This window comes from Nitratireductor sp. GISD-1A_MAKvit (assembly GCF_040819555.1).
In the GTDB taxonomy this organism is placed as follows: domain Bacteria; phylum Pseudomonadota; class Alphaproteobacteria; order Rhizobiales; family Rhizobiaceae; genus Nitratireductor.
Genome location: NZ_CP161920.1, coordinates 2,208,770 through 2,222,406 on the forward strand (window position 1 = coordinate 2,208,770; position 13,637 = coordinate 2,222,406).

The window sequence follows — 13,637 nt, forward strand, 5'->3', positions numbered from 1 at the left end:
CTTTCTTTTTGAGCCGGGCCATCGAAGGTAAGAGACGGAAAACATGTCCCGACGCCATCGCGCAGAAAAGCGAGAGATCAACCCCGATCCGAAATTCGGTGACACGGTTGTTACGAAGTTCATGAACGCCATCATGCTTGATGGTAAGAAGTCCGCTGCCGAGCGCATCGTTTACGGTGCCTTCGAGCAGGTTGAGGGCAAGCTGAAGCAGGAGCCGGTGGGTGTTTTCCATCAGGCGCTTGAGAACGTTGCTCCGCACGTTGAGGTTCGCTCTCGTCGTGTTGGTGGTGCAACCTATCAGGTCCCGGTCGATGTTCGTCCGGAGCGTCGTCAGGCGCTTGCCATTCGCTGGTTGATCGCCGCTGCGCGCAAGCGCAACGAAACGACGATGGTCGATCGTCTTTCGGGTGAGCTGCTTGATGCTGCAAGCAACCGCGGCACCGCCGTCAAAAAGCGCGAAGACACGCACAAGATGGCGGAAGCCAACCGCGCGTTCTCGCACTACCGCTGGTAGCCTTACGGATCGAAGAGGTACACGACGATGTCCCGCGAATATAAGCTCGAAGACTACCGCAATTTCGGTATCATGGCGCATATCGACGCCGGCAAGACGACGACGACCGAGCGCATTCTTTTCTACACCGGCAAAAACCACAAAATGGGCGAAACGCATGACGGCGCTTCAACCATGGACTGGATGGAGCAGGAGCAGGAGCGCGGTATCACGATCACGTCCGCCGCGACCACGACGTCGTGGACCGGCCGTGACGGTAAAACCCGTCGTTTCAACATCATTGATACGCCCGGACACGTCGACTTCACCATCGAGGTGGAGCGTTCGTTGCGTGTGCTTGATGGTGCGGTTGCTCTGCTGGACTCCAATGCGGGTGTCGAGCCTCAGACAGAGACTGTCTGGCGCCAGGCAGACAAGTATCATGTGCCTCGCATGATCTTCTGTAACAAGATGGACAAGATCGGCGCGGATTTCTACCGCTGCCTCGACATGATCAAGTCCCGTCTTGGTGCGACGCCGCTGGCCATTCAGCTTCCGATTGGCGCTGAAAACGACTTCAAGGGCGTTGTCGACCTGATCGAGATGAAGGCGCTGGTTTGGCGTGACGAGTCGCTCGGTGCTCAGTGGGACATCGTTGAGATCCCGGCTGATCTGCAGGCGAAAGCCGAAGAGTACCGGGAGCTCATGATCGAGACCGCTGTCGAGATCGATGAAGGTGCGATGGAGCGTTACCTCGAGGGTGAAATGCCTTCGAATGACGAGCTGCGTCAGCTTATCCGCAAGGGCACCGTCAATGTGAACTTCCACCCGGTTCTTTGCGGCACAGCCTTCAAGAACAAGGGTGTTCAGCCGCTGCTCGACGCTGTTGTCGACTTCCTGCCTTCGCCGCTCGATGTTCCTTCGATCAAGGGTATCGATCCCAAGACCGAGGAAGAAATCGCCCGTGCGTCTTCTGATGACGAGCCGCTGTCCATGCTGGCGTTCAAGATCATGAACGATCCGTTTGTGGGTTCGCTGACGTTCTGCCGCATCTATTCGGGTGTGCTCAACAAGGGCGTTTCGCTTGCGAACACGGTCAAGGACAAGCGTGAGCGCATCGGTCGCATGCTGCAGATGCACTCCAACTCGCGTTCGGATCTTGAAATTGCGCATGCCGGTGACATCGTCGCCCTGGCAGGCCTCAAGGAAACGACCACGGGTGATACGCTCTGCGATCCGCAGAAGCCGGTCATTCTTGAACGCATGGAATTCCCGGATCCGGTCATTCAGATCGCGATCGAGCCCAAGACCAAGGCTGACCAGGAGAAGATGGGCCTCGCGCTTAATCGTCTGGCCGCCGAGGATCCTTCTTTCCGCGTCAAATCCGATGAGGAATCCGGGCAGACGATCATCGCCGGCATGGGTGAACTGCATCTCGACATCATCGTTGATCGCCTTAAGCGCGAGTTTAAGGTAGAGGCCAATGTCGGTGCGCCGCAGGTTGCATATCGTGAATCGATCACTCGCCAGACCGAAATCGATTACACCCACAAAAAGCAGTCGGGCGGCTCCGGCCAGTTTGCCCGCGTGAAGATTGTTTTTGCGCCGAACGACGACGGGGACGATTTCATCTTCGACTCCAAGATTGTCGGCGGTTCGGTTCCGAAGGAATACATTCCCGGCGTCCAGAAGGGCATCGAGAGCGTTCTCTCCTCCGGTCCGGTTGCAGGCTTCCCGATGCTGGGTGTCAAGGCCACGCTCATCGACGGTGCGTACCATGACGTTGACTCCTCCGTTCTCGCCTTCGAGATCGCTGCCCGCGCAGCTTTCCGTGAAGGCGCCCAGAAGGCAGGTGCACAGCTTCTTGAGCCGATCATGAAGGTCGAGGTCGTCACGCCGGAAGAATATGTCGGCAGCATCATTGGCGACATTACCGGTCGTCGTGGTCAGATCGAAGGCCAGGAAACACGTGGCAACGCCGTTGTGGTCAATGCAATGGTTCCGCTCGCCAACATGTTCAAATACATCGATACGCTGAGGTCCATGTCGCAGGGCCGGGCCCAGTACACGATGCAGTTTGATCACTACGATCCGGTCCCCAGCGCTGTGGCGCAGGAGATTCAGAAGAAATACGCATAATCCCTCCCGGCACATTCGGTACGGATTATCAGAAGTTGAAAGAGCCCCGACGGGCAGAAGGAATGGAGAGCTCACATGGCCAAAGGTAAATTTGAGCGTACGAAGCCGCATGTGAACATCGGCACGATTGGTCACGTTGACCATGGCAAGACGTCATTGACGGCAGCGATCACGAAGTTTTTCGGTGAATTCCGCGCGTATGACCAGATTGACGGCGCGCCTGAAGAGAAGGCTCGCGGCATCACCATTTCGACGGCGCATGTGGAGTACGAGACGGAGAACCGTCACTATGCTCACGTTGATTGCCCCGGTCACGCCGACTATGTGAAGAACATGATCACGGGTGCCGCCCAGATGGACGGCGCGATCCTGGTCTGCTCGGCTGCCGATGGCCCGATGCCCCAGACCCGCGAGCACATTCTTCTTGCCCGCCAGGTTGGCGTTCCTGCGATCGTTGTGTTCCTCAACAAGGTCGACCAGGTGGATGATGAAGAGCTTCTCGAGCTGGTCGAGCTTGAGGTTCGCGAGCTTCTTTCGTCCTACGACTTCCCCGGCGACGACATTCCGATCGTCAAGGGTTCGGCACTTGCTGCTCTCGAAGACTCCAACAAGGAGATCGGTGAAGAGGCGATCCGCAAGCTGATGGCCGAGGTTGATAGCTACATCCCGACGCCCGAGCGTCCGGTTGACCAGCCGTTCCTGATGCCGATCGAGGACGTTTTCTCGATTTCGGGCCGCGGTACGGTTGTGACGGGTCGCGTCGAGCGCGGCATCATCAAGGTCGGCGAGGAAGTCGAGATCGTCGGCATCAAGGACACGACGAAGACGACGGTTACCGGCGTCGAGATGTTCCGCAAGCTGCTCGACCAGGGTGAAGCTGGCGACAACATCGGTGCTCTGATCCGCGGTATTGACCGTGAAGGCGTTGAGCGCGGCCAGGTTCTTTGCAAGCCGGGTTCTGTTACCCCGCACACGAAGTTCAAGGCTGAAGCCTACATCCTGACGAAGGAAGAGGGTGGCCGTCATACGCCGTTCTTCACGAACTACCGTCCGCAGTTCTACTTCCGCACGACGGACGTGACGGGCGTGGTTTCGCTGCCGGAAGGCACCGAGATGGTGATGCCTGGCGACAATGTGACGGTTGATGTCGAGCTGATCGTGCCGATCGCGATGGAAGAGAAGCTTCGCTTCGCTATCCGCGAAGGCGGCCGCACCGTTGGTGCCGGCGTCGTCGCATCCATCACTGAGTAAGAACGGGAACCTTCCGGCGCGGCGCGGTCTCCCGCGCCGCAGCGGAACAAGGAAGTGACACATGAACGGACAGAATATCCGTATCCGCCTCAAGGCGTTTGATCATCGCGTTCTTGATGCCTCGACGCGGGAAATCGTGTCGACGGCGAAACGCACGGGCGCGAATGTGCGCGGCCCTGTGCCGCTGCCCACGCGCATCGAGAAGTTTACTGTGAACCGGTCTCCTCACATCGACAAGAAGAGCCGGGAGCAGTTCGAGATGCGCACCCACAAGCGGCTGCTCGATATTGTCGACCCGACGCCGCAGACGGTTGATGCGCTTATGAAGCTTGACCTCGCTGCCGGCGTGGATGTCGAGATCAAGCTCTAGGGCGCAAGACAAAAAGTCAGGAACCCGAGCTTTCCCCGTGATTATTCGGGAGAGGCTGGGAACCCCGAAAGGAAATCGAACCGATGCGTTCAGGTGTTATCGCACAAAAAATCGGTATGACACGCGTCTACAACGAAGCGGGAGAGCATGTTCCCGTGACGGTTCTGCGCATGGAGAACTGTCAGGTCGTTGCGCAGCGTACCGAGGAGAAGAACGGCTACACGGCTGTTCAGCTTGGCGTTGGTCTGGCCAAAGTGAAAAACACGTCGAAGGCTCTTCGCGGTCATTTCGCGACAGCCTCCGTCGAACCCAAGGCCAAGGTGGCCGAATTTCGTGTGTCGCCCGACAATCTTCTTGATGTCGGCGCCGAGATCACGGTCGAGCATTTCGTTCCCGGCCAGAAGGTCGATGTAACGGGCACCTCGATCGGTAAAGGGTTCCAGGGTGTCATGAAGCGTCACAACTTTGGTGGCGGTCGTGCGACCCATGGTAACTCGGTTTCGCACCGTTCGCACGGCTCTACCGGTCAGCGCCAGGACCCCGGCAAGGTGTTCAAGGGCAAGAAGATGGCCGGACACATGGGTGCTCATCGCGTGACCACCCAGAATCTTGAAGTTGTATCGACCGACAGCGAGCGCGGCCTCATCCTGGTCCGCGGTGCGGTCCCCGGCTCCAAGGGTGCCTGGATCACCGTGCGTGATGCGGTGAAGGTTCCGCTTCCGGACAATGTGCCGATGCCCGCCGCCGTTCGTGCCAATGGCGCTGCAAAGGCTGAACAGGCTGCCGCCACCGAGGGGGCTGAATAATGGACATTAAGATTACCACCCTCGCAGGCAAGGATGCCGGCAAGCTGAAGGTCTCTGATGAGATTTTCGGACTGGATCCGCGCGAAGATATCCTGCACCGGGTCGTGCGCTGGCAGCTTGCCAAGAAGCAGCAGGGCACGCACAAGACCAAGGGACGTTCGGAGATCTCGCGCACCGGTGCGAAGATGTACCGCCAGAAGGGTACGGGCCGCGCCCGTCACTCTTCCGCCCGTGTGCCGCAGTTTCGCGGTGGTGGGCGCGCCCATGGCCCGGTCGTTCGCGATCACAGCCATGACCTTCCCAAGAAGGTTCGTGCGCTCGGTCTCAAGCACGCTCTGTCCGCAAAGGCCAAGGATTCCAGCCTCATCGTCATCGACGATCTGACCCTGGCCGACGGCAAGACCAAAACTTTGCTTGAGAGCTTCGCCAAGCTTGGCCTGAGCAATGCGCTGCTTATCGGTGGCACGGAAGTGGATACCGGCTTCAAGCGTGCAGCCCAAAACATTGCCAACATCGACGTTCTGCCGGTGCAGGGCATCAATGTGTACGACATTCTGCGCCGCGGCACGCTGGTCCTTTCCAAGGCCGCCGTCGAGGCCCTCGAGGAGCGTTTCAAATGACGGAGCTTCGCCACTATGACGTGATCGTCAGCCCGGCGATCACCGAGAAATCGACCATGGCGTCAGAGAACAACCAGGTGGTCTTCAACGTGGACCGCAAGGCGACCAAGCCGGAAATCAAGGCAGCAGTCGAGGCTCTGTTCGGGGTCAAGGTGACCGGCGTCAACACGCTTGTTCGCAAGGGCAAGGTGAAGCGTTTTCGCGGAACGATTGGGCGCCAGAACGACGTGAAGAAAGCGATCGTCACGCTGGCTGAAGGTCATTCCATCGATATCGCGACCGGCCTGTAATCGGGCGGCGAGGAAGAGACAATGGCACTGAAGAAGTATAAACCGGTAACTCCAGGCCAGCGTCAGCTGGTCATCGTCGACCGCTCGGGCCTTCACAAGGGCAAGCCCGTGAAAGGGCTCACCCAGGGTCTTTCGGGCAAGGGTGGTCGCAACAATACGGGGCGTATTACGGCGCGCTTTCAGGGTGGTGGTCACAAGCGGACCTACCGTCTGATCGATTTCAAGCGTCGCAAGCTTGATGTCTCGGCGACAGTCGAGCGCATCGAATACGATCCCAACCGTACTGCGTTCATCGCGCTGGTCCGGTATGAGGACGGTGAACTGTCCTACATCCTGGCGCCTCAGCGTCTGGCTGCAGGTGACAAGATCATCTCCAGCGAGAAGTCGGTCGATGTTAAGCCCGGCAATGCGATGCCTCTGGCTGCGATGCCGATCGGAACGATCGTGCACAATGTCGAGATGAAGCCCGAAAAGGGCGGTCAGATCGCACGTTCGGCCGGCGGCTATGCACAGCTCGTTGGTCGCGATCAGGGCATGGCGATCCTGCGTCTTAACTCTGGTGAACAGCGTCTCGTTTCGGGTCGTTGCTTTGCGACGGTTGGCGCCGTTTCGAACCCCGATCACGGCAATGTGAGCCTGGGTAAAGCCGGTCGCAAGCGCTGGATGGGCAAGCGTCCGCACAACCGCGGCGTTGTCATGAACCCGGTCGATCACCCCCATGGTGGTGGTGAAGGCCGCACCTCCGGTGGACGTCATCCGGTGTCGCCCTGGGGTAAACCCACCAAGGGCATGAAGACCCGGTCGAACAAGTCGACCGACAAATTCATCATGCGCTCGCGCCATAAGCGCAAGAGCTAAGGAAAGGTAGCGGCAAGTGTCCCGTTCAGTCTGGAAAGGCCCCTTCGTCGACGGCTATCTCCTGAAGAAGGCCGAGAAGGTGCGCGATAGCGGCCGTAACGAGGTTATCAAGATGTGGAGCCGTCGCTCCACCATCCTGCCCCAGTTCGTGGGTTTGACCTTTGGTGTTTACAACGGCCAGAAGCACATTCCCGTATCCGTCTCCGAGGAGATGGTCGGTCACAAGTTTGGTGAGTTTGCTCCGACCCGCACCTATTACGGCCATGGGGCGGACAAGAAGGCAAAGAGGAAATAACGATGGGCAAGGCCAAAGCGCCGCGCAGGCTTGCTGACAACGAGGCTCGTGCCGTATTGCGCACGATCCGCGTCAGCCCGCAGAAGCTTAACCTTGTTGCTGCGATGATCCGCGGCAAGAAGGTGGCGACCGCGCTCGCCGACTTGGAGTTCTCGCGCAAGCGGATCGCCGAGACCGTCAAGAAGACGCTGGAATCGGCAATCGCTAATGCGGAAAACAATCACGATCTGGACGTGGATGCGCTGGTCGTGGCCGAAGCCCATGTCGGCAAGTCGATCGTGATGAAGCGGTTCCATGCGCGTGGTCGTGGCCGCGCCAGCCGCATCGAGAAGCCGTTCTCGCATCTGACGATCGTCGTGCGCGAAGTGGAAGAGAAAGTGGAGGCCGCCTGATGGGTCAGAAAATCAATCCGATCGGGTTCCGTCTCGGTATCAACCGCACATGGGATTCCCGCTGGTACGCCAACGATGGTGAGTACGGCGATCTGCTTCACGAGGATTTCAAGATCCGCAACTACATCGAGAAGGAGCTCAAGCAGGCTGCCATCTCCAAGGTTGTGATCGAGCGTCCGCACAAGAAGTGCCGCGTCACCATTCACTCGGCGCGTCCTGGCCTGATCATCGGCAAGAAGGGCGCCGACATTGAGAAGCTGCGCCGCAAGGTTTCGCAGATGACCAATGCCGAAACCCACCTCAATATCGTTGAGGTTCGCAAGCCCGAGATCGACGCAACGCTGATTGCACAGTCGATTGCACAGCAGCTCGAGCGTCGTGTGGCTTTCCGCCGTGCCATGAAGCGTGCCGTTCAGTCGGCCATGCGTCTTGGCGCAGAAGGTATCCGCATCAACTGTGCCGGCCGTCTCGGCGGTGCAGAGATCGCCCGGATGGAATGGTACCGCGAGGGCCGCGTTCCGCTGCACACGCTGCGCGCCGATGTCGATTACGGCACTGCTGAAGCAAAGACCGCTTATGGCATCTGCGGCGTGAAGGTCTGGGTGTTCAAGGGCGAGATCCTCGAACATGACCCGATGGCTTCCGAGCGCCGTGCCACGGAAGGTGATCAGGGCGGCAGCAGCAACCGGCGTCGCGAGAACGCTTAGGAATTTTGGAGTAGAGAACGATGCTGCAACCAAAGCGCACAAAGTTCCGCAAGCAGTTCAAGGGCCGTATCCACGGCGTTGCCAAGGGCGGCACGGAACTCAACTTTGGATCCTTCGGTCTGAAGGCTCTTGAACCGGAACGCGTTACCGCGCGTCAGATCGAAGCGGCTCGCCGTGCGATCACCCGCTACATGAAGCGTCAGGGCCGCGTCTGGATCCGTATCTTCCCGGATCTTCCGGTAACCTCGAAGCCGACCGAGGTCCGCATGGGTAAGGGTAAGGGCTCTGTCGATTACTGGGCATGCCGTGTTAAGCCCGGCCGCGTGATGTTCGAGATTGACGGCGTTGGTGCCGATGTGGCGCGTGAAGCGTTGCGCCTGGGTGCTGCGAAATTGCCGGTCAAGACGCGCTTCGTGCAGCGTATTGCAGAGTAGGAAAGGCGGACGCTATGAAGGCTGTTGATGTCAGGGCGATGACGCCGGATCAGCTCAACGACGAGCTGGTCAAACTCAAGAAAGAGCAGTTCAACCTTCGTTTTCAGAAAGCGACTGGTCAGCTCGAAAAAACCGCACGCGTTAAAGAAATCCGTAGGGATATCGCGCGCATTAAGACAATCGCGGCCGAGAAGTCGGCTGCTAGCAAGGCCTGAGGACAGCGAATATGCCAAAGCGCGTTTTGCAGGGCACCGTGGTGAGCGACAAGAACGACAAGACTGTTGTCGTCCGTGTCGAGCGTCGCTTTACCCATCCGATGATGAAGAAAACGGTGCGCATGTCCAAGAAGTACAAGGCGCACGATGAAGAGAATTCGTGCAAGGTTGGTGATCAGGTGATGATCCAGGAGACCGCGCCGATTTCGAAGGACAAGAACTGGGTCGTCCTCAAGGACGCTCAGGCGCAGTAAGTATTGAAATTGCCGGAAAGCGGAGTATCTGGACCGCTTTCCATTGAACGAGAAGGCGGCCAGTCATGATTCAGATGCAAACAAACCTCGATGTGGCGGATAATTCCGGCGCACGTCGTGTCATGTGCATCAAGGTGCTTGGCGGTTCGAAGCGGAAATATGCCTCTGTGGGCGACATCATTGTCGTGTCCGTTAAAGAGGCTATCCCGCGCGGCCGCGTGAAGAAAGGCGATGTGATGAAGGCAGTTGTTGTGCGTACGGCGAAGGATATTCGTCGCGCCGACGGCAGCGTCATCCGCTTCGACAAGAACGCAGCCGTTCTGGTCGACAACAAGAAAGAGCCTGTCGGCACGCGTATCTTCGGACCGGTCCCGCGCGAACTTCGCGCCAAGAACCATATGAAGATCATTTCGCTCGCGCCGGAAGTGCTCTAGGAGGCCGGGGATATGCAGAAGATTAAAAAAGGCGACAACGTCGTCGTTCTGGCCGGCAAGGACAAGGGCCGTACCGGCGAAGTGGTGAAGGTGATGCCGAAGGAAGACAAGGCGCTTGTGCGCGGCGTCAACCTGGTTCGCCGCCATCAGAAGCAGTCCGCTCAGGCAGAGGGCGGCATCATTACCAAGGAAGCGCCGATTCATCTTTCGAATCTTGCGCTGGCCGATCCGAAGGATGGCAAGCCGACCCGTGTCGGCTTCAAGGTCCAGGAAGATGGCAAGAAGGTGCGCGTGGCAAAGCGCTCTGGAGAATTGATCGATGGCTAATGCTCAGTACCAGCCGCGCTGGAAGAAGAAGTATGACGAGGTGATCCGCAAGGAACTCCTCGAAACCTTCAAATACGAGAACGAGATGCAGGTGCCGCGCATCGAGAAAATCGTCATCAACATGGGCGTTGGCGAGGCCACCGGCGATTCCAAGAAGCCAGCTTCGGCTGCGGATGATCTCGCCAGGATTTCGGGCCAGAAGCCGGTCATCACGCGTGCCTCCAAGTCGATCGCCGGCTTCAAGGTGCGTGAGGGCATGCCGCTTGGCACCAAGGTCACGCTCCGCAAGGACCGCATGTACGAATTTCTGGATCGGCTGGTGACGATCGCGCTGCCGCGCGTTCGCGACTTCCGCGGCCTCAATCCGAAAAGCTTCGATGGCCGCGGCAACTTCGCCATGGGCCTCAAGGAGCACATCGTGTTCCCTGAAATCAATTACGACCAGGTCGATGAGATTTGGGGAATGGACATCATCGTCTGCACGACTGCAAAAACCGACGACGAAGCGCGGGCCTTGCTCAAGGCCTTCAACTTCCCGTTCCGGCAGTAACGGCAGGCGAGAAGAAGGACAACTTAAATGGCAAAAGTCAGCGCAGTCGAAAAGAACAAGCGTCGGCGCAAGCTGGTTGATCGCTATGCTGCCAAGCGTGCAGCGCTCAAGGCGATCATCAAGGATCAGTCGAAGCCGATCGAGGAGCGCTTCCAGGCGCAGCTCAAGCTTTCTGCTCTTCCACGCAATTCCTCCAAGACGCGTATTCGTAACCGGTGCGATGTTACCGGGCGTCCGCGTGCGTATTATCGCAAATTGAAGATGTCGCGTATCGCGCTGCGTGAACTGGGCAATAACGGGCTCATCCCGGGCCTGGTTAAGTCGAGCTGGTAAGGGGTAGAAACGATGTCCGTTAATGATCCGCTCGGCGATATGCTGACCCGCATCCGCAATGCCATTGGCCGTAACAAGCCGAAGGTATCAACGCCGGCTTCCCGTCTTCGCGCACGCGTGCTCGATGTTCTGAAGTCTGAAGGCTATATCCGTGATTATAGCCAGATCGACTACGATAACGGCAAGTCCGAGATCGAGATCGAGCTGAAGTATGCCGAAGGTGGCTCGGTGATCCGTGAGATCGCCCGTGTTTCCAAACCGGGCCGTCGGGTTTACGTGTCGGTCAGATCCATTCCGCAGGTTGCGAATGGGCTTGGTATCGCCATCCTTTCCACGCCCAAGGGCGTAATGGCTGATCACGAAGCTCGTGAACAGAATGTGGGCGGCGAGGTGCTCTGCCAGATCTTCTGATCCGGCAGATAGCAGACGCAAAGAACGAGGGCAGACAAATGTCTCGCATTGGCAAGAAGCCGGTCCCGGTGCCGCAGGGTGTCACCGCTCAGATCGAGGGCCAGACCGTTACGGCCAAGGGGCCTAAGGGCGAACTGAAGTTCGTCGTGAACGACGAAGTTCTGGTCAAGCTTGAAGACGACGCGGTCGCTGTAGATCCGCGCGACCAGTCCAAGGACGCTCGCTCCAAATGGGGCATGACGCGCACGCAGATCTCGAACATCCTGACAGGCGTCAAGGATGGTTTCGAGAAGCGTCTTGAGATCAATGGCGTTGGTTATCGCGCAGCGATGCAGGGAAAAAAACTGCAGCTTTCGCTTGGCTATAGCCACGAAGTGATTTACGAGGCTCCGGAAGGAATCACGATCACTGTTCCAAAGCCGACCGAAATCGTCATCGCCGGCATCGACAAGCAGGTGGTCGGACAGGTTGCGGCCGAGATTCGCAAGAAGCGTGGGCCTGAGCCTTACAAGGGCAAGGGCGTCAAATATGCGGACGAGACCATCGTTCGCAAAGAAGGCAAGAAGAAGTAGGAACCCGAACCATGGTCTCGAAAGTCTCCGTCAAGCGGCGTGCGGGACGTGTTCGCCGGAAGATCAAGGCGGTCTCCAATGGCCAGCCCCGTCTTTCGGTCTACCGTTCCTCCAAGAACATCTATGTCCAGGTTATCGACGACGCCAAGGGCCACACGCTCGCGGCAGCTTCGACCCTCGACAAGGATCTCAAGGGTCAGCTCAAGACCGGCGCAGATTCTTCGGCTGCAGCAGCCGTTGGAAAGCTGGTCGCAGAGCGCGCCAAGAAGGCAGGTGTTGAGGAAGTGGTCTTTGATCGCGGTCCTTACCTCTTCCACGGTCGCGTCAAGGCTCTTGCTGATGCAGCCCGCGAAGGTGGTCTGAAGTTCTAAATCGTTCGGGCGTTTCTTCTGGAAACGCCCGGATTATCATTATCAAACCCGTGCTTCCGGAAAAGAACAAGGAAAAGGGCAATGGCACAAGGACGTAGGGACGACCGTCGCGATCGTGATGAACGCGACAGCGAGTTCGTCGACAAGCTTGTACATATCAATCGCGTCGCCAAAGTGGTGAAGGGTGGTCGTCGTTTCGGCTTCGCCGCACTCGTGGTGGTTGGCGATCAGAAGGGGCCGCGTTGGCTTCGGTCATGGCAAGGCGCGTGAGGTGCCGGAAGCTATCCGCAAAGCCACCGAGAGTGCCAAGCGCGACATGGTGTTTGTGCCGCTGCGCGGTGGACGTACGCTCCATCACGATGTTGCAGGCCGCCACGGCGCGGGCCGCGTGTTCCTGCGTGCTGCAAAGCCCGGTACCGGTATCATCGCCGGTGGTCCGATGCGCGCCGTTTTCGAGACGCTGGGCGTTCAGGACGTGGTTGCCAAGTCGCTGGGCTCCTCGAACCCCTACAACATGGTTCGCGCGACCTTCGATGCCCTGAAGCATCAGTTGCATCCCAAGGACGTTGCTGCTCAGCGCGGCATTAAATATTCCACGCTTCAGGCACGCCGTGGCGCTGCCGCAGGCGGCGAGGAATAAGGATCACGGCTGATCGGTCCATCATTGGATGGGCCTGGATCGCCCAGGTTTGCAAGGATTGATGAAGATGGCAGAGAAGAAGAAGGGCAAGACGGTCACCGTTGAGCAGATCGGCAGCCCCATTCGCCGCCCGGCCAGCCAGCGTCAGACGCTGATCGGCCTTGGTTTGAACAAGATGCACCGTCGCTCCACGCTCGAGGACACCCCCTCCGTGCGTGGCATGATTGCGTCCGTGCAGCATCTCGTCCGCGTAGTGGACGAGGCCTGAGGATCCCAGGAGAGACATGATGAAACTCAACGAACTCAGGGACAAGGAAGGCGCCACCAAATCGCGCAAGCGTGTTGGTCGCGGCATCGGCTCGGGCACCGGCAAGACCGGCGGTCGTGGCGTAAAGGGCCAGAAGTCGCGCTCCGGCGTTTCGATCAATGGCTTCGAGGGTGGTCAGATGCCACTCTACCGCCGCCTTCCCAAGCGCGGTTTCAAGAACATTTTCGGCAAGGACTTCAACGAAGTCTCCGTTGGCCGCATCCAGGCCGCGATCGATGCCAAGAAGCTTGACGAAAAGGCCGTCATCGACGTTGCCGCTCTGATTGCTGCAGGCGTTGTTCGTCGCGCACGGGATGGTGTACGCGTTCTCAGCGATGGTGAGCTGAAGTCCAAGGTGACACTCGAGGTTGCCGGCGCTTCCAAGGCAGCCATCGAGAAGATCGAGAAGGCCGGCGGATCGGTCAAGTTGCCGGAAGCGGCGGCTGAATAATCCGATTGACAGGCGGCGGGCGACAGTCCGCCGCTTGCATCTATGCTTGTGAAAACCTATTTCGGGTTTTCGGCAACATGCGCTTGAGTCGCATATTGATTTCATCAGCGCGTGACG

The 13,637-nt window shown here is 58.5% G+C and carries 23 protein-coding genes and 1 pseudogene; all 24 read left to right on the forward strand.

Features of this window, described 5'->3' with window-relative positions; all coding sequences use genetic code 11:
* Nucleotides 1–43: 43 nt before the first annotated feature.
* The 24 genes and pseudogenes from rpsG to rplO all read left to right on the forward strand — a co-directional run bounded on the left by rpsG (nucleotide 44) and on the right by rplO (nucleotide 13,520).
* Entirely contained in the window at nucleotides 44–514 is a 471-nt protein-coding gene (rpsG, locus tag AB2N04_RS11755; RefSeq protein WP_367714665.1) for a 30S ribosomal protein S7, read from the forward strand.
* A 27-nt stretch (nucleotides 515–541) separates the two neighbouring features.
* Nucleotides 542–2,632 carry an elongation factor G gene (fusA, locus tag AB2N04_RS11760; protein WP_367714666.1) on the forward strand — a complete coding sequence of 697 codons (2,091 nt, stop codon included), beginning with the start codon at nucleotides 542–544 and terminating at the stop codon, nucleotides 2,630–2,632.
* A gap of 75 nt (nucleotides 2,633–2,707) precedes the next feature.
* Nucleotides 2,708–3,883 carry an elongation factor Tu gene (gene tuf, locus AB2N04_RS11765; RefSeq protein WP_367714667.1) on the forward strand — a complete coding sequence of 392 codons (1,176 nt, stop codon included), beginning with the start codon at nucleotides 2,708–2,710 and terminating at the stop codon, nucleotides 3,881–3,883.
* A 61-nt stretch (nucleotides 3,884–3,944) separates the two neighbouring features.
* Complete coding sequence (gene rpsJ / locus AB2N04_RS11770) at nucleotides 3,945–4,253, forward strand: 30S ribosomal protein S10 (protein WP_007009511.1); 309 nt, start codon at nucleotides 3,945–3,947, stop codon at nucleotides 4,251–4,253.
* 83 nt (nucleotides 4,254–4,336) lie between these two features.
* Complete coding sequence (gene rplC / locus AB2N04_RS11775; protein ID WP_367714668.1) at nucleotides 4,337–5,059, forward strand: 50S ribosomal protein L3; 723 nt, start codon at nucleotides 4,337–4,339, stop codon at nucleotides 5,057–5,059.
* The gene (rplD, locus tag AB2N04_RS11780) at nucleotides 5,059–5,679 is read left to right on the forward strand and encodes a 50S ribosomal protein L4 (protein WP_367714669.1); all 621 of its coding nucleotides are present in this window, start codon (nucleotides 5,059–5,061) and stop codon (nucleotides 5,677–5,679) included. Before rplC ends, rplD begins: the two co-directional genes overlap by 1 nt.
* Nucleotides 5,676–5,969 (forward strand): 50S ribosomal protein L23, encoded by a 294-nt coding sequence (locus tag AB2N04_RS11785; protein WP_367714670.1) that lies wholly within the window; start codon nucleotides 5,676–5,678, stop codon nucleotides 5,967–5,969. Before rplD ends, AB2N04_RS11785 begins: the two co-directional genes overlap by 4 nt.
* A gap of 21 nt (nucleotides 5,970–5,990) precedes the next feature.
* A complete protein-coding gene (rplB, locus tag AB2N04_RS11790; protein WP_367714671.1) occupies nucleotides 5,991–6,827 on the forward strand; it encodes a 50S ribosomal protein L2 in 837 nt (278 codons plus the stop codon).
* Between the two features lie 16 nt (nucleotides 6,828–6,843).
* Nucleotides 6,844–7,122, forward strand: coding sequence for a 30S ribosomal protein S19 (gene rpsS / locus AB2N04_RS11795; protein ID WP_009452531.1), 279 nt, complete (start codon nucleotides 6,844–6,846; stop codon nucleotides 7,120–7,122).
* 2 nt (nucleotides 7,123–7,124) lie between these two features.
* Nucleotides 7,125–7,514 carry a 50S ribosomal protein L22 gene (gene rplV, locus AB2N04_RS11800; protein ID WP_007009518.1) on the forward strand — a complete coding sequence of 130 codons (390 nt, stop codon included), beginning with the start codon at nucleotides 7,125–7,127 and terminating at the stop codon, nucleotides 7,512–7,514.
* A complete protein-coding gene (gene rpsC, locus AB2N04_RS11805) occupies nucleotides 7,514–8,221 on the forward strand; it encodes a 30S ribosomal protein S3 (RefSeq protein ID WP_223020757.1) in 708 nt (235 codons plus the stop codon). Before rplV ends, rpsC begins: the two co-directional genes overlap by 1 nt.
* A gap of 20 nt (nucleotides 8,222–8,241) precedes the next feature.
* Nucleotides 8,242–8,655, forward strand: a complete 414-nt coding sequence (gene rplP, locus AB2N04_RS11810; RefSeq protein ID WP_367714672.1) for a 50S ribosomal protein L16 — start codon at nucleotides 8,242–8,244, stop codon at nucleotides 8,653–8,655.
* 14 nt (nucleotides 8,656–8,669) lie between these two features.
* Nucleotides 8,670–8,870, forward strand: coding sequence for a 50S ribosomal protein L29 (gene rpmC, locus AB2N04_RS11815; RefSeq protein WP_367714673.1), 201 nt, complete (start codon nucleotides 8,670–8,672; stop codon nucleotides 8,868–8,870).
* An 11-nt stretch (nucleotides 8,871–8,881) separates the two neighbouring features.
* Nucleotides 8,882–9,124 (forward strand): 30S ribosomal protein S17, encoded by a 243-nt coding sequence (gene rpsQ, locus AB2N04_RS11820; RefSeq protein ID WP_367714674.1) that lies wholly within the window; start codon nucleotides 8,882–8,884, stop codon nucleotides 9,122–9,124.
* A gap of 65 nt (nucleotides 9,125–9,189) precedes the next feature.
* The gene (gene rplN / locus AB2N04_RS11825) at nucleotides 9,190–9,558 is read left to right on the forward strand and encodes a 50S ribosomal protein L14 (protein WP_007009523.1); all 369 of its coding nucleotides are present in this window, start codon (nucleotides 9,190–9,192) and stop codon (nucleotides 9,556–9,558) included.
* A gap of 12 nt (nucleotides 9,559–9,570) precedes the next feature.
* Nucleotides 9,571–9,885 (forward strand): 50S ribosomal protein L24, encoded by a 315-nt coding sequence (gene rplX, locus AB2N04_RS11830; RefSeq protein WP_007009524.1) that lies wholly within the window; start codon nucleotides 9,571–9,573, stop codon nucleotides 9,883–9,885.
* Entirely contained in the window at nucleotides 9,878–10,435 is a 558-nt protein-coding gene (rplE, locus tag AB2N04_RS11835) for a 50S ribosomal protein L5 (protein ID WP_367714675.1), read from the forward strand. The genes rplX and rplE overlap by 8 nt, the downstream gene beginning before the upstream one ends.
* A 27-nt stretch (nucleotides 10,436–10,462) precedes the next feature.
* Nucleotides 10,463–10,768 (forward strand): 30S ribosomal protein S14, encoded by a 306-nt coding sequence (rpsN, locus tag AB2N04_RS11840; RefSeq protein WP_367714676.1) that lies wholly within the window; start codon nucleotides 10,463–10,465, stop codon nucleotides 10,766–10,768.
* 12 nt (nucleotides 10,769–10,780) lie between these two features.
* Nucleotides 10,781–11,179 carry a 30S ribosomal protein S8 gene (gene rpsH, locus AB2N04_RS11845; protein ID WP_367714677.1) on the forward strand — a complete coding sequence of 133 codons (399 nt, stop codon included), beginning with the start codon at nucleotides 10,781–10,783 and terminating at the stop codon, nucleotides 11,177–11,179.
* A 38-nt stretch (nucleotides 11,180–11,217) separates the two neighbouring features.
* Nucleotides 11,218–11,751 carry a 50S ribosomal protein L6 gene (rplF, locus tag AB2N04_RS11850; protein ID WP_367714678.1) on the forward strand — a complete coding sequence of 178 codons (534 nt, stop codon included), beginning with the start codon at nucleotides 11,218–11,220 and terminating at the stop codon, nucleotides 11,749–11,751.
* 11 nt (nucleotides 11,752–11,762) lie between these two features.
* Nucleotides 11,763–12,122: a 50S ribosomal protein L18 gene (gene rplR / locus AB2N04_RS11855; protein WP_113155276.1), complete on the forward strand. Its 360-nt coding sequence runs from the start codon at nucleotides 11,763–11,765 to the stop codon at nucleotides 12,120–12,122.
* An 81-nt stretch (nucleotides 12,123–12,203) separates the two neighbouring features.
* Nucleotides 12,204–12,762: pseudogene (gene rpsE, locus AB2N04_RS11860) on the forward strand (30S ribosomal protein S5).
* A 67-nt stretch (nucleotides 12,763–12,829) separates the two neighbouring features.
* On the forward strand, nucleotides 12,830–13,030 hold the full coding sequence (rpmD, locus tag AB2N04_RS11865; protein WP_007009532.1) for a 50S ribosomal protein L30: 201 nt from the start codon (nucleotides 12,830–12,832) through the stop codon (nucleotides 13,028–13,030).
* Between the two features lie 19 nt (nucleotides 13,031–13,049).
* Nucleotides 13,050–13,520 (forward strand): 50S ribosomal protein L15, encoded by a 471-nt coding sequence (gene rplO / locus AB2N04_RS11870; RefSeq protein ID WP_367714679.1) that lies wholly within the window; start codon nucleotides 13,050–13,052, stop codon nucleotides 13,518–13,520.
* The last annotated feature ends 117 nt before the right edge of the window (nucleotides 13,521–13,637 follow it).

What these genes read in the sequence shown, in the direction of transcription:
- rpsG (WP_367714665.1), top strand. Translation starts at nt 44, where the DNA reads ATGTCCCGACGCCATCGCGCAGAAAAGCGAGAGATCAACCCCGATCCG.
- fusA (WP_367714666.1), top strand. Translation starts at nt 542, where the DNA reads ATGTCCCGCGAATATAAGCTCGAAGACTACCGCAATTTCGGTATCATG.
- tuf (WP_367714667.1), top strand. Translation starts at nt 2,708, where the DNA reads ATGGCCAAAGGTAAATTTGAGCGTACGAAGCCGCATGTGAACATCGGC.
- rpsJ (WP_007009511.1), top strand. Translation starts at nt 3,945, where the DNA reads ATGAACGGACAGAATATCCGTATCCGCCTCAAGGCGTTTGATCATCGC.
- rplC (WP_367714668.1), top strand. Translation starts at nt 4,337, where the DNA reads ATGCGTTCAGGTGTTATCGCACAAAAAATCGGTATGACACGCGTCTAC.
- rplD (WP_367714669.1), top strand. Translation starts at nt 5,059, where the DNA reads ATGGACATTAAGATTACCACCCTCGCAGGCAAGGATGCCGGCAAGCTG.
- AB2N04_RS11785 (WP_367714670.1), top strand. Translation starts at nt 5,676, where the DNA reads ATGACGGAGCTTCGCCACTATGACGTGATCGTCAGCCCGGCGATCACC.
- rplB (WP_367714671.1), top strand. Translation starts at nt 5,991, where the DNA reads ATGGCACTGAAGAAGTATAAACCGGTAACTCCAGGCCAGCGTCAGCTG.
- rplV (WP_007009518.1), top strand. Translation starts at nt 7,125, where the DNA reads ATGGGCAAGGCCAAAGCGCCGCGCAGGCTTGCTGACAACGAGGCTCGT.
- rpsC (WP_223020757.1), top strand. Translation starts at nt 7,514, where the DNA reads ATGGGTCAGAAAATCAATCCGATCGGGTTCCGTCTCGGTATCAACCGC.
- rplP (WP_367714672.1), top strand. Translation starts at nt 8,242, where the DNA reads ATGCTGCAACCAAAGCGCACAAAGTTCCGCAAGCAGTTCAAGGGCCGT.
- rpmC (WP_367714673.1), top strand. Translation starts at nt 8,670, where the DNA reads ATGAAGGCTGTTGATGTCAGGGCGATGACGCCGGATCAGCTCAACGAC.
- rpsQ (WP_367714674.1), top strand. Translation starts at nt 8,882, where the DNA reads ATGCCAAAGCGCGTTTTGCAGGGCACCGTGGTGAGCGACAAGAACGAC.
- rplN (WP_007009523.1), top strand. Translation starts at nt 9,190, where the DNA reads ATGATTCAGATGCAAACAAACCTCGATGTGGCGGATAATTCCGGCGCA.
- rplX (WP_007009524.1), top strand. Translation starts at nt 9,571, where the DNA reads ATGCAGAAGATTAAAAAAGGCGACAACGTCGTCGTTCTGGCCGGCAAG.
- rplE (WP_367714675.1), top strand. Translation starts at nt 9,878, where the DNA reads ATGGCTAATGCTCAGTACCAGCCGCGCTGGAAGAAGAAGTATGACGAG.
- rpsN (WP_367714676.1), top strand. Translation starts at nt 10,463, where the DNA reads ATGGCAAAAGTCAGCGCAGTCGAAAAGAACAAGCGTCGGCGCAAGCTG.
- rpsH (WP_367714677.1), top strand. Translation starts at nt 10,781, where the DNA reads ATGTCCGTTAATGATCCGCTCGGCGATATGCTGACCCGCATCCGCAAT.
- rplF (WP_367714678.1), top strand. Translation starts at nt 11,218, where the DNA reads ATGTCTCGCATTGGCAAGAAGCCGGTCCCGGTGCCGCAGGGTGTCACC.
- rplR (WP_113155276.1), top strand. Translation starts at nt 11,763, where the DNA reads ATGGTCTCGAAAGTCTCCGTCAAGCGGCGTGCGGGACGTGTTCGCCGG.
- rpmD (WP_007009532.1), top strand. Translation starts at nt 12,830, where the DNA reads ATGGCAGAGAAGAAGAAGGGCAAGACGGTCACCGTTGAGCAGATCGGC.
- rplO (WP_367714679.1), top strand. Translation starts at nt 13,050, where the DNA reads ATGAAACTCAACGAACTCAGGGACAAGGAAGGCGCCACCAAATCGCGC.